Genomic DNA, 22,833 nt, shown 5'->3' with positions numbered 1-22,833 from the left:
TTTTTCGTATCCTAATTAAACTTTATCGCTTAATCCAACAATAGTTTCAAACGGTCGCAACACCAGTGGCAGCAATCCATTCTCATAGTTGGTAAGCCAGATCTCTGAGAAGTTGAGGCCAAACTCATCTTCCTCAAGCTCGACGACGTGTTCAGAGAGATTGATTACTACCAGCACCTGTTGGTCTGCCAGTGTACGTGTATATGCATATACACTCGGATGATCCGGCATAAGAAGCTCATAAATACCATAAGTCAACGTATCGTGCTCTTTTCGCATCTGAATCATTTTTTTATAAAAGTGAAGGATGGAACCTGGTTCCTGGAGTTGTTTCTCTACATTAATATGGACGTAATTGTCATTCACTTTCAGCCATGGCGTACCGCTGGTAAACCCGGCCTCTTTGGCCGAAGACCATTGCATCGGCGTTCTGGAGTTATCGCGACTCGATGCCCAGATGATGTTCATGATCTCCTCATGCGACATCCCCTCTTCGCGTTTGATCTGATATAAATTCCGATCGGCTATGTCGTTATAATCCTCTATCGAAGGGAAAGCCACGTTTGTCATGCCTATCTCTTGCCCCTGATATATGAAAGGGGTTCCTTGCATGAAAAAGTACATGGCTCCAAGTGCTGTGGCACTTTCATACCAATACTCCGTATCATTTCCCCAAGATGAAACTTTGCGAGGTTGATCGTGATTTTCAATAAACAATGCATTCCAACCGACGCCTTCCAGTGATTTTTGCCACTTGGTCAAGACGTTTTTCAGTTTGGGAACATCCAGTTGCCTGTCTGTGCTGTTTTTCCAAAGGTCCAGGTGTTCGAATTGAAAGACCATATTAAATTTCCCTCTGACTTCACAGATCCAATCCCGCAGATCTTCTTGGTCCTCCACCTTAACTCCATTTGCTTCCCCAACAGTCACCACGTCATATCTGGATAATGTGTTCTCTTTCATTTCTTGCAGATAACTCTGGATTCCCTTGACATTCATATGCTTTTCAAATGAAGAGACGTACTTGACGCCTTCTCGGATTGGCATATCCAAGAGGCCCTCTTCTTTGTGAATATGGCTGATTGCATCCACACGGAAACCATCAATCCCTTTATCCAGCCACCAATTCATCATTTCATATATGGATTTCCGAACTTCCTGATTTGCCCAATTCAAGTCTGGTTGTTTCTTGGAGAACAGATGGAGATAGTACTGTCCGGAGACTTCATCATATTCCCATGCAGAACCGCCAAAGATGCTCTCCCAGTTATTCGGTTCGTCTCCATTCTTCCCATCTCTCCAGATGTACCAATCCCGTTTGGGGTTATCCAGTGAAGCTCTGGATTCAATAAACCACGGATGTTCGTCACTTGTATGATTGATCACCAAGTCCATGATGAGTTTCATGCCGCGGTGATGCACTTCATGCAGTAATTGATCAAAGTCCGCCATCGTGCCGAATTCATCCATAATGGAACAGTAATCACTGATGTCATAACCATTATCGTCGTTAGGTGACTTATACATCGGACAGATCCATATCAGATCAATACCGATATCTTGAATATAATCCAGTTTAGATATGATCCCCTTGATGTCACCAACCCCATCTCCGTTGGAATCCATAAAACTTCTCGGATAGATTTGATAAGCTACTGCTTCTTTCCACCATACTCTTTTCATTGAATATAATCCTTCTTTCTTGAGAACTGAACATTATATAACGTAATATGCTTTAATCATGGATAAGGTACATTCTGGCTTCATATGGACGTAATTCGCCCTCCGAGAGTTCACCTGTATAGTTAGCTGTCAAAAGCTGATAGGACCCTGTCAATTGCTCCTGAAGCGGAAGTTCAGTCGTATATCCTTGGAAATTGCATACCACAAGAATTGTCGTACTATTCAACGTTCGGGTATAAGCAAACACGTCTGGGTTCTCTGGAAAGATCAGCTCATAATCACCATATACGATGACTTCATGATCTTTTCTGAGTTGGATTAACTTCCGGTAATAATGGAATATGGATTCAGGGTTATTCAAACTTTCCTCGGCATGGATCTGCTTATAATTTGGATTCACCTTAATCCAAGGTTCCCCTTGTGTAAAACCCGAGTTATCGGAAGTATCCCATTGCATAGGTGTGCGTGCATTATCGCGGCCCTTGGCGTAGATCGACTCCATCACGCTTTGTTCAGGATAACCTTTCTCCATTCTTTCCTTATAAAAGTTGAGCAATTCAATATCCCGATAATCCTCGATCGCATATTGAACATTCGTCATACCCAGCTCTTCACCTTGATATATGTAAGGCGTACCTTGCATGCCATGAAGAAGGGTAGCCAACATTTTAGCCGATTCAACTCTGAATTCTCCATCATTTCCCCAACGTGACACGATTCGAGGCAAGTCATGGTTGTTCCAGAACAGACTGTTCCAGGCGTCACCCTTGAGCTCTGTCTGCCATTTGGACAGCACTGTTTTTAATGCCATCACATCCAAAGGTTTAAGATCCCACTTTCCTTTGCCTTCTTGTTCATCCAAGCTGATGTGTTCAAATTGGAAGACCATTGAAAACTCACTGCCGTCTGGATTACTGTACAGTTTGGCGATTTCCGGAGTGGCGCCCCATGTTTCTCCAACGGTTAGCAGGTCTTCCGCTTTTTGAAACGTCTCCTTGCTCAGTTCCCTGATATATTTATGCAGATTAGGTCCGTTTCCCGTAATCTTCAAATCCGGTTCTTTACCGATTAAGTCGATCACGTCAAGGCGAAAACCACCCACACCCTTGTCGATCCACCAATTGATCATGTTGTATATCTCCTGCCGGACTTTGGGGTTTTCCCAATTGAGATCAGGCTGTTTTACGGAAAAGAGATGCAAATAATATTGCCCGATCTCAGGCACCCATTCCCAGGCTGAACCACCAAAGGTGGAACCCAAGTCGTTCGGAGGTGTTCCTTCCACGCCATCTCTCCAGACGTAGTAGTCATGGTACGGATTGGCTTTGCCTTTTTTGGCTTCTAGAAACCAGGGGTGTTCATCCGAAGTGTGGTTCAACACCAAATCCATGATGATTCGAATGTCTCGTTTCTTGGCTTCCAGAATTAACTGTTCCATATCTTCCAAAGACCCAAACATCGGATCGATGTCCTGATAATCTGAGATATCATATCCGTAATCATCTTGAGGAGACTTGCAGACAGGTGATAACCAGATCGCACCGATGCCGAGTTGCTGCAAATAATCCAATCGGGATACAATGCCCTCCAAGTCGCCAATTCCATCACCATTACGATCTTGAAAGCTGCGTGGATATATTTGATATACAACGGTTTCTTTCCACCACTTTTTATTTTCCATGTTCCATTCAACCTTTCTAAGGTTATTCTTTGACAGATCCTACGACAATGCCCGTCACAAAGTATTTTTGCAGCAGCGGATAAATCAGCAATAGCGGGATAACAGCAACTACGATTTTGGCTGCATTCAGGTTTTTGTTCGATATTTCAGTCAGGTTACTGAGTTCGCTGGAATTGGTGCCGGCTTGAAGCAAATCAGCAATATTCACGTTAAGGGACTGAATATAGGTCATTAACGGATAATTACTGACTTTGGTCATATAGATCAACCCGCCGAAAAAGTCATTCCACGTACCCACGATACTGAATAAGGCGACTGTCGCCAGTGCAGGAATGGATACGGGAACATACACTTTGAACAAGACCTGGAGCGGATTGGCCCCATCGATGAATGCTGCTTCTTCAAGCGCTTTAGGTACAGCGGAGAAGAAATTCATCACGAGAATGACACTGAATATCGGGACAGCGCCTGGCAGAACAAGTGCCCAGATCGTATTCAGCATATCCAGGTTTTTGATCAGCAGGTAACTGGGAATCATGCCTCCGCTAAACAACATGGCAAAAATCATGATATTCATATAAATGTTTCTGCCTTTAAAATCTCTTTTTGATTTGGATAGCGGATAAGCCATTAAAATAATCAGAATCATGTTAAGCACAAGAGCTAGCGCAACACGTAGAACGGATATACCAAAGGAGCGCCAGAACTGTGCATCTTCGATAATTTTGGTATACGCTGCTGTTGTGAAATTAACTGGAACGAGACCTACAGCATTCGCGGATACCGCCTCGCTGCTACTGAATGAAATGGCGACGATATTCCATAACGGAAGAAGGCAGACCAATGCCAGCATGATGACGATGGCATAGATGGCAAACCGGCCAATTCGATCTTTTAAGTTTGCAGAATAGGACACAGGTTTGGCCTCCTTAGAATATTTTTCGGTCCGTATATTTTTTGGCCAACTGGTTGGCAGACATGAGCAAAACAATACCGATGACGGACTTGAACAAGCCAACTGCCGTACCGAAGCTATACTGTCGTCCAACGAGACCGATCCGATAGACATAAGTATCCAGAATGTCGCCTGACTCATAGACAACCGGGTTATACAGATTATAGACTTGATCGAAACCGGCGCTCAAAATGTTGGTCAAGCTCATTACGCCCATGAGCAGAATAATAGGCAGCATGCCTGGCAATGTAATATGCCACACTTTTCTCCACCAACTTGCTCCATCCATTCCTGCCGCTTCATACAGACCGGGATCAATGGACGTAATTGCAGCCAGATAAACGATGGAACTGTAACCAAACTCTTTCCATACGTCTGTACCGATAATCAGTGGCTGGAACCAGGTGTTGCTGCCAAGGAAATTAATATTTTCGAGGCCAAAAAACGCCATCATTTGATTCACAATGCCATCCAAACTGAACATGTTGACAACAACCGATGCCAGTACAACCCAGGATAGAAAGTGTGGCAGATAAACAATCGTCTGCACGGATTTTTTAACGTATTTGATACGAATTTCATTTAATAAAACGGAAAAAATGATGGCCATCATCGTTCCGAGCAGAATCTTGCCAATCGCAATCACCAACGTATTGCTGACGACCTGCGCGATATCCGGCAGCTTGAACATATACATAAAATGCTTCAGGCCTACAAATTCGGAGCCAAACATGCCCTTGGCCGGTATATAGTCCTGAAACGCCGTAATGATGCCGACCATTGGAACATAGCTGAATACAAGCAAAAACAAAATGCCCGGAAGCATCATCATATGGTACATGGCACCTGGGCCGAGCCGCCCTCTCGCTTTCCAATTCCCCTGTTTCATGGATGAACCCCTTTTCTGAAGAAAGGCTGCGTATCGCAGCCCTGCTACTGTTCATGGATGTCTATTGTTTCGATGCGATCTCGTCTTCAATTTCCTGAATGACTTGATCACCACCTTGTTTCTTCCAATTGCTGACGAATGTATCGAAATAATCGAGCGGTTCTGAACCCGTTACAATTTTGATAAACGACTCCTGCTCCAACTTTGTCAGATTGGCCCACGTCTGTTTCATGCTTGGTGTAGTGCCAGAGAAAGCAGGTGTCATCCATACAAATTTGTTTTCTTGTGTCAGTTTGTCGATCAGTCCAACACCGTTGATCCGCGAATGATATTTGGACCAAGCAGTCACATCATCCGTATCCATGTCGCTCAAATAGGTTTTGATGCTTCCGATATTGTTCTTCGATTCTGTAGTGCGAACCTCATCCAGGCTGATCTCTCCTTTAATCCCGCGAACAACGTCAGAGTAATCATCCAGTAGCGATGTAGCCGAATTGACTTCGATATTAAACGGTCTCGTTGAACCGTCTACCCCGGTCTCCTGATACTTGGCAGCTTCCGGCATGGTTGCTGCGGCATTTTTATCATTTGCCAGTTTATCGTAGAACAGGTTTACAATCTTAACCGCCAGTTCAGGGTGTTCATATCCCTTTCTCACCACGATAAACTGATTGGATGGGTTGGCATGCGCCACGTTGACCTTGCCGTTTGCATCCTCCAGCGTATAAGCCGAAAATTTCGCATTTTTATCCATCTGTTTTGCACTGATCAGTCCCCAGTCAGGGATATGCCACGGTCCAAAGGCGATACCGCTTTGGCCATTGGCGTAGAGTGCGGTAATATCATCAAACGTGCGGGTTCCGAATTGCGGGTCAATGATGCCATTCTTGAACCAATCCGCCATGGTGCCCAGCATTTTCTTCGTTTCTTCTGTCGTGGAACCATACACGATTTTGCCGTCTTCACCATTCATCCAATATTGCGGGAATGCTCCCTCGGTTGAGGCCACACCCAGCATCGTATAAGCAGAGCCATTATAATCTGTTGTATTCATCGTGTTCACAAATGGAATACCTACCGGGTTCCCGGATTGGCCAGGATCTCTTTTCAGAAATTCCAGCGCTGTTTTCTCCACTTCATCCAGTGAAAGGGCGCCGTCTCCGTCTGCATCCAGTTGAATCCCCAGCAGATCCAGCCAATCTTGACGAACCCAAACCATTGTTGGTGCGGAATCCAGGGAAGTCGCCGGAAGTCCCATCAAACGTCCATCAATCGTTGCATTGTCTAATGCACGCCCATCATAGGAATCGTACATCTGCTTAATGTTATCTGTGGCATATTGATCATAGATGGCGGTCAGATCCTCAATCAGATCGTTATCCACCAGTTCTTTCAGTTCGTCTTTGGAATCAACACGCATCATGTCAGGCAATTCCCCGGATGCGATGGCAAGCGATACTTGACGACTATAATCTTCACCATTGGCTTCAAATTGATCTGTAATCTGAGCGTTAAACGTGTCTTTGACCAGCCGAGTATATGCGTTGTTCTCATAGGTATCACCAGCCGGCAGTTTGGGATTGGCTGTGGTTACCCTTCCCATGGTTACGGTAATTTCGTCTTTATAGGCACTGAACGGATCTCCAGGCGTTACCTCATATTTGCCTGCTTCCTCTGCAGTAGGAGGAGTGGAAGAGTCTCCACATGCCGCGAGGGTTGCAACCATCAAGGCAGACATGGACAGCACAGCGAGACGCTTCGTCAACCGGTTGCTTTTCATAGACCATTTTGTTCTCATCTAGTTCGATTCCCCTTTATTCTGATGTTCAACATATTTGTTTACGCTTTCATTATAAATTGAAGTGAAGGCCAATCGAGATAGGGATTACACGTCCGTTTGGATAGAGAAATGGTTACAGTTTTCAGTCCGTATGATGAAGTATGGTTAACTTGTGATCATTTACCCTACCTACTGACCAACATTTGTCTATCTACCCCTCTTCTCGATCAAAACAAAAGCCGGCAGCTCCTAAAACAGGAGACTGTCGGCTATTTATTTCCTCTACCTAGCTGCCGATATTCGCTTGGCAGAAGACCTGTCAGTTCGCGGAAAATCCGGCTGAAATATTTTTCATCCGAATAACCCACTCGCTCCGCAATCCAGAAAATCGTATTATTTGTATTGAGCAAGTACTCTTTGGATTTCTCTACCCGGATGAAGCGGGAGTACTCATTAAAGGTTTTCCCCATCAAATCTTTGAAACATTGACTGAAATAACTTCGGCTGATATTGAGTTGTTGGGAGAGACCTGAAGCTGTATAGGCCTGTTCCAAATCCTGCTGCACGATCATCACCGCTTTTTTCACGGCATCGATGATTTCCTGTGAGTACGAAGTCTGTTCATCAGCCTTGCGAATGCTTGCAGCAGTCTGTTTGATCCATTCTTCAACCTCGTACCAAGACTCGAAAGAATGGATCATCGCGATTCTTCCAAGCGTAGTTTGGGCAAAAAGGTGGTTCCATTCCATCACGATTGAGTACAGCAATCCCATCAACTGACCTTTATGTAATCGTAAGGATATAAACTGGTCAATGAGTTGGTTATAGTAACTGTCGTGGTGGGTCCATGGGGTTTGGAACCAACTTTGTTTAATCCGGTCAAGGTCCTCATCCTGCGGTTCTTTTGAACATGTATCTTCCTCATTCATCGAAACGGCAATGACTTGGTTATTGGGGTTGTAAACATAGAATAAAGACGTCTCTGTATAATTCATAATCCAGTTTTTGATTTGCGACCATGTTCGCTCTTGTACATCAGACAAAACCAACAACGTACACTGGGGAACTTGATGCAGGCATTCCTTCAATTGATGAAATAGTTGATCCTCTTCGGACGGGGGTACAGCCCACATGCAGCTATTACGCTCAACCTCCCATCTTATCTCATCTTCATGCGCAGTTAGCTCCATTGGCCACTTATGCTCTGATTTCCGATCTTGTGAAACAAGTGCATACACATTTCGATAATGGAAATTGATTTCATTCTGTGAAGGCATCTTTCTTATCGTGCTTGTCAACCCGTTAATTCGGGTATGAATCCGTTGCAGAACATGTTCGAATTGCTCTTTCTCCAGCTGCACTTTGGCTATATAATCGATGGCTCCGAGTCTTAGCGCTTCCTGGATATAATCGAAATCCTGATGCAGTGTTAACACAACGATATGAAGTTCAGGATAGAGCTGCCTCGCAGCTCGCATCAGTTCGATCCCTGACATGACGGGCATCGCAAGATCCGTTAGCATCAGATCGACCGGTTGGGTTTTCAGAAAATCCAGCGCTTTCAACCCGTTGCTTGCTTCCCCTACAACCTCCATGTCGAACTCGTTCCATGGCATCGCAGAGCTAATACCTTTGCGTACCAGCTTATCATCATCTACAATCAATACCTTAATCATGCCGAGATATCTTCTCCTTTAATAGGCAATACGAGCAGTATGCTTGTCCCTGTTCCCAATTCACTCTCAATCACCAGTTGTGCTTGGTCCCCGTACTGTGCCTTTAACATGCGGTGAACATAATTGAGTCCGATGCCCATCCCTACTTTTTGTTGTTCAGCTTCACGATTGTTCAGCAGATTATGAATGGTTTCCTCAGTCATACCTGCACCATTATCTTGTATCATAATGTTCAACGTTGAAGTGCATGTCACTTCAATCTGAATAAAACCTTCGTCACTCAATCCATGATATAACGAATTTTCAACCAGCGGTTGCAGAATAAAGCGGGGCACAGGAATTTGAAGCACTTGTTCATCTGCAGTAATGCGAACGTCAAATTCAAAGTCATAGCGAATTTGCTGCAAAATCAGATACTGTCTTAACGCATCGATCTCCTCTTCCATGGTGGATACTTGCCCTAATTTGCCTAGATTGTAATAGAGCAGCTTATTCAATGACTGCACCAGCTTGTCGATCTCTCCTTGTCCGTTCATGACGGCCAGCCAGTGCACCGTATCGAGCGTATTCATTAGAAAGTGCGGGTTGATCTGATAGAGCAGTTTTTCCACTTCCAGGTCTGCACGAATCTTCTCTTTCTGCTGAACTTCCTTGAAGAGGTCACCAATCTGATGCTGCATATTCGAAAATTCACCCAACAGAAAATCAAATTCAGGAATCTGAGTGCGAGCTCGGCTCCCTTTTGTTTGTGGATTTTTGGACATCCCATTGATCTCCGAATGAAACAGACCGAGAGGTTTGTAGACCATCTTCCACAGGAGCCAAGCAAGAAACACGGTAAAGCCGAGGAAAAATAAAGCGACCAGCAAAATTTGCAGCAACCACTGGTTTTTCTCCTGTTGATATTGAGACTGCGAAATGACCGATACGACACTCCATTTCTGTGAGGAATCCTCCTTGAACCAGTGATACCCGCGGGATATTCCGTCCTTGGCAGGATCGACCGTAAAGCTGGAGAAATTCTCCCCTACCTTCACGGCTTCCGGTATTTCACTGTACACAATGTTTCCTTCACCATCCAGGATGAGATGAGATAATGCGCCGTTGTATTGATTGTAGCCCAAGATATCCTGTGTGAGACGAAAGCCTGATTCTACGTAAATGAACACGTCGCTCCTCTCGGAAAGTTGTACTTTTCGCATAGCAGATAGAACGAGTTGATCATCAAATCGGTTCATACTCATATGGGGGCCATAGTACTTAATGCCATAGGTTTGGAAGAGCACAGGCAGAGACTCAGGAGAGAAACGATCCTTGATTGGAAAGTTGCCGAACTGAGTAGTACCTTCTTTTTGAAAGTAATACAGGGTTAATCCGATATTAGGATTGGTGAAGGTGACAACACTTAACTCGTTCTTTATTTCGTCCCTGGCCTCAATCAGTTCGAAGATATCGGAGGACGGATTCAAGAATTCATCCATTCTTTTGCCTAAAGTACCCCTGTAAGATAATTGTTGCGTCACATGATTCAGATTGGTGATGGAATTCTCCAATGAGGATGTCACCTGTTGTAAATTGCTGCGGATACCATCATCGATCTTATTTGCGAAAATGGAGTCGATCGTATAATAAGAAATTGCAAATATACTGATAAAGGGGATAAACGCACTGAGAAAGAACAGTAAAAAGATTCTTTTTTTAAGTGTCATGGGAACCTATTCTCCTTCTGAAAATGAAACAGCAAGCCTCCTGCGTATGGAAGCTTGCTCTGAATATACATTCAAGCGGACAGGCTGTCTGTATCCTGTCCAAGTCCAATTTCCTTTCATCATTATAGATTGATATTCAAATAAGTCAAACGCTTTCATACTGTGCATATACAAAAAGTGCTACTCCTCAAAATGATGAGGAATAGCACTTTTATATGCGTACATTACTTCAGTTGTAATCACTTCTTGTTAATGGAATGCTCAAACATTTCAGTCTACTCTCGTACCGTCACATTTAATTTGTGTGATCTGGTTTCCCCTGAAGAATTGCGAAGTACAGCTTCATACTCGTAGATACCGGGTACCCTTCCAGAGATTGAGGTAACCGCAGACTGTGCACCAGGCGAATGAGATTGCAGCGATTGTGTGTCAATCGATACACCATTTTCGTAAAGTTCGTATTCGGCTGCGTTTGTTCCCCACCACAGATTCATGGTGACATTATAGTTGCCGTCACCGTCCCAGTTGTCGTTCGACAGAACGGCTTGCCCCGGGGAAGCATCCGTGACGATGACTGTCAGTGGAACACTCATGGTTGAACCCAGTGCATTGATCAATTCTCCAGTATAGATATAGGTGCCATTTTTCTTTCCAGTAATATCAACTTGAACAGATTGGGCGGACGGGGATTGATCGACCAGAGAAATTTCCTTAATCAATTCACCGTTCTCATACAGTTTGAACTGATTGCCGTTATTACCCCACCATAGATTCATCGTGATCGTGTAGTCGCCGTCTTTGAGCCCTGTGTCGTAACCATTATTATCAGATAACACCGGAGTGCCTGGGGCACCGTTTGCAAGTGGCGTTGTCTGATGGAGCCATTCCTCCCACTTAATCAGCACACTTGTCTGCTCATCCGTAAATACGGTTCCTCTAGCTGCTTGAACGTCATTACCGTAGGATGCAAGCAATTGACGCGCTTTTGCTCCTTCACGATCGTTTGTTGCCTGTTTGGCCTGCTGTAACGTGTTTGTGAGCTGATCAGCAAGAATGCTGGCATTAGGATCGATCGATTCATCAGCAAAGGTGTTGGTCAGATTAATCAGGCTGTCGAATGTAGTAATAACTGCAAAACTATATTCTACCGTCTGTTCCCACCCAGCCAAATCGGAGACGGTTGCCGTAACCTGGTTCAGTCCGGGTTCCAGTGTATACGCAGGTGTGTCGAGAAGCACACCCTCTGGTTCTTCTACACCGGATACCGAATCGGAGGCTGTATAGCCAATTTCCACCTGCTGATCAATGGTGTATTCGGTTTGACCATGAATTTCAATGGTTGGAGGTACGAGATCAATGGATATGGACAAAGACTGTTCGCTCTCTTTGTTACCGTCAACATCGACGCTCCAGTAGGTGATGGTATGTGTTCCTTCTTCAGTTAGGGTCAACTGTGTGCCACTCACCGTTTCGCCACCATTAATTTGATAATAGGTCCCTTCGATATCGGAATCTTCATCGCTTGCTGTGAAGGTTACTTGTGCCGGAGAAGTATACCAGCCGTTCTGCAATTCTCCTTCCACAGTTGCCATAGTATGCGGGGCCTTCTGCTCCGGAGATTCTCCTTCCAACGTAACAAAATCAGATAAAGGTATATTCAATTCCTTCACAAGTCGTGCTACGAGTTCAGACACCTTGATTGCGCCATTCATCTGCAAATGTGTATTGTCTTCCGTTGTGCCTACCCACATGAATATCGATTTGGTTCCTTCAGTGCCAAGCTCCTGGAAATGCTCCCAACTGGCTTGGTTCAGATCGATGATAAGCGTTTCCGTTTCCTGCGCCGTTTCTTTCATCGCCTGTACGTATTCCGGGAAGCTTTTGTTCAGCACCTCTCCGGTAAAATCACGACGATTCACTGGCGTGACCAGAACTGGAATTGCCCCTCTCTGCAGAGCACCGTTAATGTATTCTTTGAGATATACCTTAAATTGCTCTGGTGTCAGATAACGCTCTGGACGTGAAGGTGTGGAATCATTATGAGACCACTGCATGAATAGATAATCGCCTTCTTGAATGTCGAGTAAAATATCGTTGAGATATCCGCCGACCAGGAAGGTTTTGCTGCTCAAACCTCCAACTGCCCGGTTATCAATACTGACTTCATTTGGATCAAAATATTCACCCAACGTTTCTCCCCAGCCCGCTTGCGGACGATAGTTTTCCGCGTAATTGGCCACCGTGGAATCGCTGGCCAAATAAATAACTGGTTTATCACTTGCACTGTGATCTGGCAGTCGCTCCAGCTTCAGCGCATTGATCTTCGGTGCATTTCCGGTAAAGTTGAAGTTAAATACCCCATCAATCAGGGCAACGTCATACGTGATTTCTTTGAATTCGCCCTTGGCAATGCTTGTAAGCGGCAGCTTTGTCATCTGCTCTACAACGACATTTGCGCTGGTTGATTCCTCCGCATCCCCGATGGTCATCGTTACCCGGTAATTCGCCGGCTGCATTTCCGCCAGGAAAGAGGTACCGTTTACTCGTGTGAAATCCTCCTTGAGCAAATCTCCGGTTCCCCGGTTCTCATCTTTGGTGAGTGCAGTATCAGCAAAGCCGTACCCATTGCCTTCAATGTACGCTCTTTTGGCATCTACTTTGATGTATCCGTCGGCTGCGTCGCCAGAACCAAAGTCAAATTTGTATTCACTTATCTCTTCGTTTGGTTCACTTGTCAATGAATCCTTCGCAACAGTTAACATGTTAAACGTATGGTCAACTTGAGCCTGCGTGGCTTCCGTATTAAATATAGCTTCCGCAGCTACCAAAGCCCGGTTCACCACGGCCTTCGATGCATCTGTATATTCCGACAGATCAATTGCTTTGATCTCATCGTACAGAGCGATTAAGGCCGTCTGATCGCCACTCTCTGAAGAGAGCTGAGTGCCTTCAATCCGCACGTTGTCGATCTGGGTAGTCCAGTTCAACGTGCCTCCACCGCCTTTTCTCGTTCCCAGGAACCGCATGGATCTGACGTTGTCCGCATATGCACCGGAACTCAGCGAGATTTCTGCAATCGTTTGGGTAACTGTCGGATCGGCTAGGTTCGTTAATGTCAGATCCAATGTTTTGTCGGCAAAATTAACGGTTGCATCCACATTGACCCACTGGTTCTTGGAAATATCTGTAGCCGTTCCCCCTTCGGGTATGGCTGTATCCCCTGTGCCGTAGTCTGGGTTATATGCACCGACAAAATAATGAATTTTGGTGCTTCCGGTTTTGGTATACAGCGTGAACAGGGCATTTTCGTTTGAATCCTGTATTGTGAGATGACCTTCTGATGGATAGGCACTCACATTACCGGACTGCCAGTCAAAGTTCACGTTCACCTGATCGCCGTTTACGGCATCGAACAGACGGAATACCTTGGCCCGATTGCCCGATCCGGAACCCGCGACGGACAGTACCTTATTTCCGGACTGGTCAACAACGGTTCCCGTCATGGTTCCTGCAATACCCGTGGCATTGACCATCGCATATTGGTAGTTGGCAGCGTCGCCTTCAAAATCCTCCTCATATAGCTGGGCTTCCGGCTCTGGCTCTGGCTCGGAAATATCCGGGTCGATGACCAGTGATGAAATGCTCAGCTCCATGTCTTTGACTGCACCAGCAACGAGTCCGGCAATTTTCTGTGCACCATAGCTGCTGAAATGCGTATTATCGTTGATCCCATTCGGGTATTTTGGATATTCACCCGGATTAGCATATAGGAATACTTTTTCCGTAGCGGTATTACCAATTTTGTCGTAGTACGCAATACTTAACTTGCTCAGATCAATCAGCGGCACGTCAAGCTCTTCTGCCACTTCTTTGGCAGCCTGAACGTATGCCGGGAAGCTGACGTTGAATTCTTGAGTCACCGTGTTGAAATCTCTGCGTCCAACCGGAGTGAGCAATACCGGTGTAGCGCCGCGCTGTTTGGCACCATTTACATAACGAGCCAAGTAAATCTTATAGTCCTCTGGTGATGCGTAACGGTCCGGTATCCCTGCACTCGCGTCGTTATGACCAAAGGAAATGAAGAAGAAGTCCCCCGGCTTAATTCGCTGCAGGGTCGTATCGAGACGACCGTCTACCATAAACGATTTACTGCTTCGGCCACCGATCGCATCGTTCACGACGACTGCCCCATTGGAGAAATAACGTCCGAACTGTTGGCCCCATCCTTCTTGAGGAGCCTGCGCTTCACTGTAAGATTGCATGGTTGAATCACCAGCCATATAGATCGTTGTTGCCGCACCAGCCGCTTTCTCTGGGTATTTCTCGATGCTGACGTCTTGGATGTCTATGGCTGTACCCGTGAAGAGAAGATCGAGCTGTCCATCCACCAATGCAACATCATAGGAATACTCCAGTGGTGCTCCTGCTGTCACATTGGTTAAGGCGAGCTTCTGGACGAATTCGGATTTGACTCCAACGTTCGAGTCATTTGCATCATTGCCCAATCGCAGCGTCACCTTATAGTTTGCATTTGGCAGGTCAACAGCAAATGTCGTACCTGTAGCGACCGAGACCTGATTTGCCCCTACCCTAACACCACTTGTATCCTTGAAGCCGTATCCCGGATCTTGTGCGTAGAGCGTATCCTGTATGTTCGTACTTCCTGACGCAGTCTCTGTACCGAAATTAAAGCGGTAGACCGGCTCCAGCATTTCAGCTTCGCGGGTCAGAGTCAGATCGGCTTTAGGGAATGCTGTAGCTTCCGCTCCAAGATAAAAGCCGGTATGAGGCGGCTGGTTGTAGGCTACATTTTGCCAGGCTACGCCAAGTCGATATACAGGGTCCTGCATCAGCGTAGGGATGCGATAGTCTGAAGGAATGGTCGTTGTGTAGAGACGATACTCCGAACTATCTTCGCTCCGCAGCAGAAGCTCCTCACGCCAGTCGCCCAGAATGTCCGCCTGAAGTGCCGGATTGCCTTTGGTATGGTTGTTCGTTAACGTACCGGTCGCCCGGAAGATTTCATTCAGCTTTTTGTTTTGGTAATCCCACTTATAGATGAGTGGAATACCTTTGGCTGTGCTATTATCCCACTCATGGTCCAACAGCTCCCGCTGAAGATCTCCATCCCACCAGATGGCGAAATTGGCGGTTTTGGGCCCTTCGTCCACGGTGTAGATAGCCTCTCCTGCTGCAGAATAGGTATTGGTTACAGGTACACTTTGCCCGTTGGTAACGGTCGTGGCCCATGATTCGTAACCTGGATAGTTCGGATCAATGTCCGCCGACATCCCGCGACCGGTGTCAAAACCTGTTTTCTCACCCCAGAGGATTTCACCTGTTGCCGCATCGCGCATCTCCAGACCGTATGCCGCATCAGAATGCTCATGCACGCTTACGACCTGATAGCCCTCCCGGTTCGGATCGAGCTGGCCGGCGTGCATGGCGTCACCGTGGCCGAGTCCGGTGCTGTACAGCAAGCTGCCGTCATCATCAATGGCCAAGGCGCCAAACATAATTTCGTCCTTGCCGTCCTTGTCGACATCCAGCACACTTAGATTATGGTTGCCCTGTGATTGATATTGTGATCCTGCTTCGTTTGTGTCGAACGTCCAGCGTTTGACGAGTTCCCCGCCAACATAATCATAAGCAACAAGCACTGTGCGGGTATAATAACCCCGGCTCATCACGACACTTGGCTTCGTACCGTCCAGATAAGCGATGGCGCCAAGGAAACGGTCTACACGGTTGCCATAGCCGTCACCCCAATCACTGACGTTGCCTCTTGGAGGATCATAGTTCACGGTAGATACAGCCGCGCCAGTCTCACCGTTAAACAGCGTGAGATATTCTGGACCTGAGAGTATGTATCCGCCGTCGTTGCGATAATCCTTCGTGCCGTCACCAATGACCGTGCCTTGGCCGTCCTTTGTGCCGTCCGCCGTCTTGACAACAACCTCAGCCTTTCCGTTGCCATCGAGGTCATACACCATTAACTGCGTATAATGCGCTCCGGCGCGGATGTTGACTCCCAGGTCAATCCTCCACAGCTTGGTGCCATCCAGTTTGATGGCATCGATATAGACATTCCCCGTATAACCCGCCTGCGAATTGTCCTTGGAATTGCTTGGACTCCACAGGAAGACAATTTCATACTCGCCATCCCCGTCCAAGTCAGCTACGGAAGCATCTCCAGCATAATAGGAGTACGTTCCGCCATCCTTAGTCCGACCATCGGCCGGTTTATCGAGCGGAATAGGTAGATAATCGTTATGCCAGACCGATACAACCTCCGGTTGCATTTGCTCTTTGCCTGCAATAACGGTGGAGATCTGATATTGCGAACTGTCGAAACCAGTGGTGTCCACGTAGTTTGTCACATCGCTTATGGGCGATGTGTTCACTTTGGTTCCATTTTTATATATATTAAAAGCGATATCATCTGGATCGTTGTTTAAATACCTCCAGCTTAAAAAAACGCCGTTGTCTACAAGAACCGCAACCAAACCCCGGTTAAGATACTCAGCTTGGCGACCCGGCTGGCTGCTTGATGACTCTGCACGTATCGGCGCCGGAGGAACAGCCAGTGAAATAATCATAAGGAGTGCTAAAAAAGATACAAACATCGATTTCTGGATGGAAACAGTTCTTCGGATCATTCGATTAACTCCCCCTTATCTAAAAATTCATTTTTAGAATCATCAGTTCGATCCTGCCCTGCTTGTTGTCATATGAACACAATTTACAGCCACCTCCTTTTTATGTTACCGCTTACATTTATCTTACAGGTCTAAAAAAAGACAGACAATCTAAAAAATGTGACGTATTATATAAGATAATTGACTTTTTTAGGAAGGAGATGAAACGATGGTTCATACGGTTTCTTATGCTTTTCGTAATGACGATACATCAATCATGACACTGGACTCTATTGGATGGCAGATCGTTTCTAGCGAGGAATATCGTTGTCCAAGTGATGATAGACCGGACCCGGGGCATGTCGTTTTTCAATACACACTTAATGGCCAGGGTTATCTGGATATTGACAATCAAACGCTCCTTTTACCGAAGGGACATGCCCTACTTGTCAAAATTGCAGGAGAACATTGCTATTACTATAAACAAGAGAACAACGAGCCATGGGAATTTATATGGATCAACATTCGCGGGGATGAAGCTAACCGAATTTGGGATATGATGCATGATAATGAGGGGCATGTCATTCGACGAAACGCGGACTCTCCCTTGATTCAAGAGTTATGGCAAATTATCCATTTGATTCATCAAGAGAAGGTTACGGACAAGTATCGCTTGTCCATGCAAGTCTATCGGTGGTTGCTTATCCTAGTACAGACGAGTCGGGATGCGGAGAAGGATATCGGTGCCCTATCCATAACAACGATTGAGAAATGTAAAAAGTTCATCCGAGAGAATTATGCATCTCCATTGACGTTGGATCTTCTAGCCAGCCATTGCGATATCAATAAACACTACTTGTGCAGGTTATTTCAGAAATCCGAGAAAACATCACCGCTAGCCTATCTCAAAGACAGACGCATTGAGGTTGCAATCCGACTACTCCGCACAACGGAACTTCCGATTTCTCAAATTGGTCAACAATGCGGGTTTGAGAGTCCCAGCTATTTCGGCAAAGTTTTCCGTCAATATATGTCCATGTCGCCCAAAGAATATCGCTTTAATAAGTTAGTGTTTCCTTATGAGGCCATCTATTATGAATAGCTAACCTCGCTGTTTGCTAGTTGTCCTTGAATTGGGAACTGCTCTTATATCAATACAATAAAAAAAGCCGCTAGAATAGCGACTTTTAATGGAACTATGTTCTTTGTGTGCTTCGATAATTGCTACACTTATTGAGCGGTGTATCCTCCGTCTATGATCAAGCTATTTCCTGTCATATATGAAGAATCGTCGCTAGCCAGGAACAGAACGGCTTTGGCCATCTCATCTGCTTGACCCAGACGTTTCATTGGTGTTGCCGCTGAAAGTGCTTGTTTGCTCTCTTCCGGGATAATCGGTGTATCGATAAAGCCTGGGCAAAGGGAGTTCACCCGAATATTCTGCTCAGCATACTCCAGCGCGAGCGAACGAGTCAGGTTCACAACGCCGCCTTTAGCTGCATTGTAGGCTGCAGAGCCAGGTGAACCAACCCATCCGTACATGGAAGCCGTGTTGACGATTGTACCTCCACCAATTTTGAGCATTTCGCGAATCGCTTCACGTGCAACCAAGAATACGCCGTCCAGGTCAACATTGACTGTATTGCGCCATTCGGTATAATCAAGCTCATGCGTAGGATGAACACGTCCGATTCCCGCATTGTTGAATACGATATCGACTTGACCAAATGCTTCTACGGTTTGTTTGAAAATCTCAGAAACCTCTTCTTCACTTGTTATGTTTGCTTTAATAAAGAGAGCCTCTGCTTTAAGCGCTTTCAGTTCCTGCTCAAACGCCTTACCTTTTTCTTCATTTAGATCCACCAAGACCACTTTAGCTCCTTCGGAAACGAATAAGCGAGCTGTCGCTGCGCCAATCCCGGATGCTCCTCCTGTGATGACTGCAACTTTATCTTGAAGTTTGCCCATGAATAAATCCCCCAGTATAATATTTTGAATAGCGCCTATATAAATAGTGCTATATGATGTTTACAAAACTTATTTTATGCTTAAAATTGTAACATTCCAATCATTAAGATGTGACCAAGTGTCTACCTCGTAGACACTTTATAAAACTATGTCTATATTTATAGGAGTTTTTTTGAATGAATAATGAACTTATTGTGACATCTCAACATCGTAATCGAACCAAGGAGCACCTAAAAACTGCTCTGATTCAGCTCATTAAGAAAAAAGGATTCCATGGTGTTTCTGTCAAAGACATCGTTGATCAGGCGGGCTATAATCGCAGCACGTTTTATTTACACTACCAGGATAAATATATTCTCGCCGAAGAGTTGTTGATTATGACACTCGAAGGATTGAGGGGCGCAGTAGGCAAACCTTATTGGCACGGTCAAAAGGTTTCAACAAACAAGCTGGATGCCGAATCTTTTCAAATCGTGGATTATATCTACGAACACCGTGACTTCTTCGAGTTGATTCAATACGATGATACGTTACCCGGTTTACATACAGGCTTCCCACAAACCATACTCAAAATCTATCAGGAGCAATTTGTCTTTGAGACGATCAACAACTCCCCAGTGAACATGGACTATTTCAAGTACTACACCGCCTACGGTTTTTTTGGACTATTAAACAATTGGATATTAAGCGGATATCGTGAATCACGTGAGGCATTTATCAAAAACGTAATTGATCTCACCAAAACGCATATTCACTCTTTTCATTATGTCGGTAACACGTTTGAATCTTGATCTCAAGTAAGTTGATTTGTGAACATCACGATGAACGATATGTCTGCTTTAGATAACAGGCTAGTTGCAGATGGAGCAGATGCTCCTGATTACTCAGGGACATGCCCAGACACCAACAGGACGCAAAATCACAAGGGGATTTAAAGCATAAATAAAAACGGGCATGTCATTTACACGAGAGGAATGAAATCCTCAAGATAAATGCATGCCTAAGTGAAAATTAATTAGATACAAGCCCAAGCGGTAATTGGACTATGTACTTTTCTCTAGACCATTGAACATAGACTACTCTGTATAAATTAAATCATTATAATACGGGGCCCATTCTCCAGTTACAAATCTAGCAATGACTGCTTTTTCTAAACTAACAGGTGACCAAGACTCCAGTTCGGAGGCAACTTCAATCTGTGAAGCACTGGGAGTTTCAGTCACAATATCACCCTTATGATCTACCAATGTATATCCATCTTCAGTTTCCTCTTTGTACATGGGAAATGTCATCCTAGGTATTGGAGCATTACCAATCACTTTCCAGATACCATCTTCAATCCTGGAGGTTGCTTCGTTGTACTCACATTTTTGTTTTTTTATTATAGATTCAATATTTTCATCATCTACAATATACGGTAAATCCAAATCAAATTCTTTTAGATACATCCGATTCTCTCCTTAGATTACTCCCGATGGTTAGTGCATTATTAACTTCTATCCAAACTTGAAGCCCAATTTTTGAAGCAATTAAGCATTTCTTCTAAATTTTTTGCTCCCCCTGCACTGTGAAACACTCCATCTCTCACGATACAGTAGAACCAATCTTCTTCATTTCTCTCTTCTTCAATCGAATCAAATGGCACATCTTCTAAATAGGTATCCGTCAAATCGATTTCGACAGACCAACCAGGATTATCCACCGTATCAATTCGCACACCGTATGAATGCTCCCAATCACCGTCACAGTTTTCATAATACCAGCTTTGAATCCATTTTAGCATATCCATCATCGTGACCTCTTTTTTTGTTTTTTCTACTCTAGGGACTTATTATTTAAAGGAATTCTCATGCCATGTTGCATACTTTTTTCGTATGAATTACCTTTTAGTAATAATTTGCTTTTTTTACGTAGGGTATACTTAAAAACAAGGGGAAAACTTTATTTCAAATCAAGGAGGTCATTATGAAAAAAATAATATTGTTTATCTTCATTAGTATGATTATACTTTCGGGCTGTTCTAACAAGGATGAGAAAGAGAATTATCCAGTTTTCGAGGGCACTGTAGTATTTAAAACAGATGAAAATGACAAGTACAAATTTCTTGTTCTTCAAAATGTAAGTAAGGAAGACCTGGAGAATGGAAATCTTGAGGATTTTATAGAATTAGCACAAGACCAGGAAGGTTCGTATTATTTGGTCAATAGAGAAACATATGAAACAATTGAGGTAGGGCAAAGAGTAAGAGTTACTACTGGCTTTGACCAACTAGAACCCTCGCCACCCATTAGAACGGTTGTGAGTATTGAACAAATCAATGATTAAAACTTATTAAATATGAACTATTTTAAGTTATGTATCATTCTCTCATTCGAAATATATTTCCCCAAATGATAAAAAGACCTTAACGTTTTAAAGCAAAAGTAAGGTCTCTTTATCATTTTAATTTCAAGATCAGAGTTGAATCACGTGCAGTTAAATCCGACCACCCGGTTCTCTCCTTTTATTACGCGATAAACCCTCCCGAAATTCAGGCAAATCAATACTAAGGCTTTTGAGGTTTTTTAATCATCTCTACGCCGTCAAAGGTAAGGCTATCAATATCCGCATCCTTTTTCAACATATATTTATCAAAGAACGCCTTTGTATAAGAAGTGATAATGTTGCGCTGTTCCATCGCGTCCCGGGTTCCTCTGGATGCTTTATCCGTAGTTGTAAACAAGGAATCGGAGAAGTCACCATGGACTACATTATCAATAATGGCAAAGTAGGTGTCCTTGCTGTTGGATTCAAGAAGAAATGCATTCGTATTATAGGCAAGTACAGTGCTGAGCTGCATGAAGGGTTTCTTAAAATCACTATCCAAGGCACCTAACATATTACCGTCAAGGTTTACAGCGCCGACAAATCGGTCATCGTCACGGCTAACAATTGCCGCTGTCGTTCCTCCAAAAGAATGTCCGAACACACCCATACCGAGATCAAGCTGCAATCTGCCTTTAAACATAGATTCCATGTCACCTGTATTCATTTTGTACAAGTTATCTGCAACATATCGAATATCCTCGCTCTGTAAAACGGCATAGTTAGCAAACTTGACTGCTTCAGGCGCGGAAGTTAATTTGCGAGCAATCTCAATAGCTTCTTCTTCCTCAAGCTTCTCTGTCACAATTTCAGGTGGGGTTAGGGTGGCCGCTTCCATTCCGTATTTCGTTACTTCGTCCATAAATTTCTCTGACATACCCATCGTTCGTCCATCTTTAAGTTTGTACACGCCACTTTCGGCATGGCCGATGGATACCACAATATAGCCGGCGCTTGCCAGGTCTTGTGCGAACAAAGTGCCTTGCTGTGGGTAAGCGCCTGCGCCATGAACAAAGAATAAAACCGGATATTGTTTTTCCTTTTCAGACAAGGCCAGATCGTCGTAAGACCATGTCTTGAAATTGGAATCAAAAAGCTGCTCACCACCCGCGGTGCCCCCTAATCTAACCAAAAGCTCATCCCTCAGTGAATGAAACTCCGGAAATGCATACTCTGCCGTTGGTTTGCCCTCATTGCTGTCGGACGGATAGAAAAATAATGCTGTCAGTTCTCTTTCTGATTGGTCTGATGCTGTGTACTTGAAGTCCATCTGTGTACGCCCGACCGTATAACTTCCCATTGGTTTCGGAAACTCATTCTGTGCGGAAGCAACGTTATTTTCAGGTTTCGGAATTTCCTCCTGTGTTGAAGTCCCGCTATTAGTGATGCTGCAAGCGGAGAGCATGGTCAGTGAGAGAACAGTTGCTAGAATCGTTGTCAGTCTTTTTTTCATCATTTCTCCTCCAATTTGTATTCATGCAACTATCATA

15 protein-coding genes are annotated in these 22,833 nt (G+C 44.6%); 3 read left to right on the top strand and 12 right to left on the bottom strand.

The window, feature by feature from the left end; genetic code table 11:
• Positions 1-15: 15 nt before the first annotated feature.
• From MHH25_RS16030 to MHH25_RS15995, 8 genes are all read right to left on the bottom strand, one after another.
• Entirely contained in the window at positions 16-1,683 is a 1,668-nt protein-coding gene (locus tag MHH25_RS16030; RefSeq protein ID WP_340017512.1) for an alpha-glucosidase, read from the bottom strand.
• Between the two features lie 52 nt (positions 1,684-1,735).
• On the bottom strand, positions 1,736-3,364 hold the full coding sequence (locus MHH25_RS16025; protein WP_340017511.1) for an alpha-glucosidase: 1,629 nt from the start codon (positions 3,362-3,364) through the stop codon (positions 1,736-1,738).
• 22 nt (positions 3,365-3,386) lie between these two features.
• The gene (locus MHH25_RS16020) at positions 3,387-4,280 is read right to left on the bottom strand and encodes a carbohydrate ABC transporter permease (protein WP_100527586.1); all 894 of its coding nucleotides are present in this window, start codon (positions 4,278-4,280) and stop codon (positions 3,387-3,389) included.
• A 13-nt stretch (positions 4,281-4,293) separates the two neighbouring features.
• Entirely contained in the window at positions 4,294-5,208 is a 915-nt protein-coding gene (locus MHH25_RS16015; protein ID WP_253508706.1) for an ABC transporter permease subunit, read from the bottom strand.
• Positions 5,209-5,269: 61 nt separating this feature from the next.
• A complete protein-coding gene (locus MHH25_RS16010; RefSeq protein ID WP_340017510.1) occupies positions 5,270-7,006 on the bottom strand; it encodes a sugar ABC transporter substrate-binding protein in 1,737 nt (578 codons plus the stop codon).
• A 251-nt stretch (positions 7,007-7,257) separates the two neighbouring features.
• A complete protein-coding gene (locus MHH25_RS16005) occupies positions 7,258-8,664 on the bottom strand; it encodes a response regulator (protein WP_340017509.1) in 1,407 nt (468 codons plus the stop codon).
• Positions 8,661-10,373, bottom strand: coding sequence for a histidine kinase (locus tag MHH25_RS16000; protein ID WP_340017508.1), 1,713 nt, complete (start codon positions 10,371-10,373; stop codon positions 8,661-8,663). Before MHH25_RS16000 ends, MHH25_RS16005 begins: the two co-directional genes overlap by 4 nt.
• A 275-nt stretch (positions 10,374-10,648) precedes the next feature.
• Positions 10,649-17,032, bottom strand: coding sequence for a GDSL-type esterase/lipase family protein (locus tag MHH25_RS15995; RefSeq protein WP_340017507.1), 6,384 nt, complete (start codon positions 17,030-17,032; stop codon positions 10,649-10,651).
• Positions 17,033-17,240: 208 nt separating this feature from the next.
• Between MHH25_RS15995 and MHH25_RS15990 the strand changes: the two genes are divergently transcribed.
• Positions 17,241-18,113 carry an AraC family transcriptional regulator gene (locus MHH25_RS15990; RefSeq protein ID WP_340017506.1) on the top strand — a complete coding sequence of 291 codons (873 nt, stop codon included), beginning with the start codon at positions 17,241-17,243 and terminating at the stop codon, positions 18,111-18,113.
• Positions 18,114-18,241: 128 nt separating this feature from the next.
• On the opposite strand, the gene MHH25_RS15985 is transcribed toward MHH25_RS15990, so the two are convergent.
• Entirely contained in the window at positions 18,242-18,979 is a 738-nt protein-coding gene (locus tag MHH25_RS15985) for an SDR family NAD(P)-dependent oxidoreductase (protein WP_036615458.1), read from the bottom strand.
• A 176-nt stretch (positions 18,980-19,155) separates the two neighbouring features.
• Here MHH25_RS15985 and MHH25_RS15980 point away from each other — a divergent pair, with 176 nt between their 5' ends.
• Positions 19,156-19,770: a TetR/AcrR family transcriptional regulator gene (locus MHH25_RS15980; protein ID WP_036615461.1), complete on the top strand. Its 615-nt coding sequence runs from the start codon at positions 19,156-19,158 to the stop codon at positions 19,768-19,770.
• Between the two features lie 285 nt (positions 19,771-20,055).
• On the opposite strand, the gene MHH25_RS15975 is transcribed toward MHH25_RS15980, so the two are convergent.
• Positions 20,056-20,427 (bottom strand): hypothetical protein, encoded by a 372-nt coding sequence (locus tag MHH25_RS15975; RefSeq protein WP_340017505.1) that lies wholly within the window; start codon positions 20,425-20,427, stop codon positions 20,056-20,058.
• 41 nt (positions 20,428-20,468) lie between these two features.
• Entirely contained in the window at positions 20,469-20,771 is a 303-nt protein-coding gene (locus tag MHH25_RS15970; RefSeq protein ID WP_340017504.1) for an immunity 53 family protein, read from the bottom strand.
• A 173-nt stretch (positions 20,772-20,944) separates the two neighbouring features.
• Here MHH25_RS15970 and MHH25_RS15965 point away from each other — a divergent pair, with 173 nt between their 5' ends.
• Positions 20,945-21,304, top strand: a complete 360-nt coding sequence (locus tag MHH25_RS15965) for a DUF3221 domain-containing protein (protein ID WP_340017503.1) — start codon at positions 20,945-20,947, stop codon at positions 21,302-21,304.
• Positions 21,305-21,524: 220 nt separating this feature from the next.
• On the opposite strand, the gene MHH25_RS15960 is transcribed toward MHH25_RS15965, so the two are convergent.
• Complete coding sequence (locus MHH25_RS15960; protein WP_340017502.1) at positions 21,525-22,799, bottom strand: choline esterase; 1,275 nt, start codon at positions 22,797-22,799, stop codon at positions 21,525-21,527.
• Positions 22,800-22,833: the final 34 nt, after the last annotated feature.

The sequence above is a fragment of the Paenibacillus sp. FSL H3-0457 genome, assembly GCF_037981725.1.
GTDB classification, from domain to species: Bacteria; Bacillota; Bacilli; order Paenibacillales; family Paenibacillaceae; genus Paenibacillus; species Paenibacillus amylolyticus.
Note: the sequence above shows the minus strand (reverse complement) of the source record. Positions and strands in the feature narration are given on the sequence as shown.

Coding starts and splice junctions, on each gene's coding strand:
- MHH25_RS16030 (WP_340017512.1), bottom strand. CDS start 1,683: ATGAAAAGAGTATGGTGGAAAGAAGCAGTAGCTTATCAAATCTATCCG.
- MHH25_RS16025 (WP_340017511.1), bottom strand. CDS start 3,364: ATGGAAAATAAAAAGTGGTGGAAAGAAACCGTTGTATATCAAATATAT.
- MHH25_RS16015 (WP_253508706.1), bottom strand. CDS start 5,208: ATGAAACAGGGGAATTGGAAAGCGAGAGGGCGGCTCGGCCCAGGTGCC.
- MHH25_RS16010 (WP_340017510.1), bottom strand. CDS start 7,006: ATGAGAACAAAATGGTCTATGAAAAGCAACCGGTTGACGAAGCGTCTC.
- MHH25_RS16005 (WP_340017509.1), bottom strand. CDS start 8,664: ATGATTAAGGTATTGATTGTAGATGATGATAAGCTGGTACGCAAAGGT.
- MHH25_RS16000 (WP_340017508.1), bottom strand. CDS start 10,373: ATGACACTTAAAAAAAGAATCTTTTTACTGTTCTTTCTCAGTGCGTTT.
- MHH25_RS15995 (WP_340017507.1), bottom strand. CDS start 17,032: ATGATCCGAAGAACTGTTTCCATCCAGAAATCGATGTTTGTATCTTTT.
- MHH25_RS15990 (WP_340017506.1), top strand. CDS start 17,241: ATGGTTCATACGGTTTCTTATGCTTTTCGTAATGACGATACATCAATC.
- MHH25_RS15985 (WP_036615458.1), bottom strand. CDS start 18,979: ATGGGCAAACTTCAAGATAAAGTTGCAGTCATCACAGGAGGAGCATCC.
- MHH25_RS15980 (WP_036615461.1), top strand. CDS start 19,156: ATGAATAATGAACTTATTGTGACATCTCAACATCGTAATCGAACCAAG.
- MHH25_RS15975 (WP_340017505.1), bottom strand. CDS start 20,427: ATGTATCTAAAAGAATTTGATTTGGATTTACCGTATATTGTAGATGAT.
- MHH25_RS15970 (WP_340017504.1), bottom strand. CDS start 20,771: ATGATGGATATGCTAAAATGGATTCAAAGCTGGTATTATGAAAACTGT.
- MHH25_RS15965 (WP_340017503.1), top strand. CDS start 20,945: ATGAAAAAAATAATATTGTTTATCTTCATTAGTATGATTATACTTTCG.
- MHH25_RS15960 (WP_340017502.1), bottom strand. CDS start 22,799: ATGATGAAAAAAAGACTGACAACGATTCTAGCAACTGTTCTCTCACTG.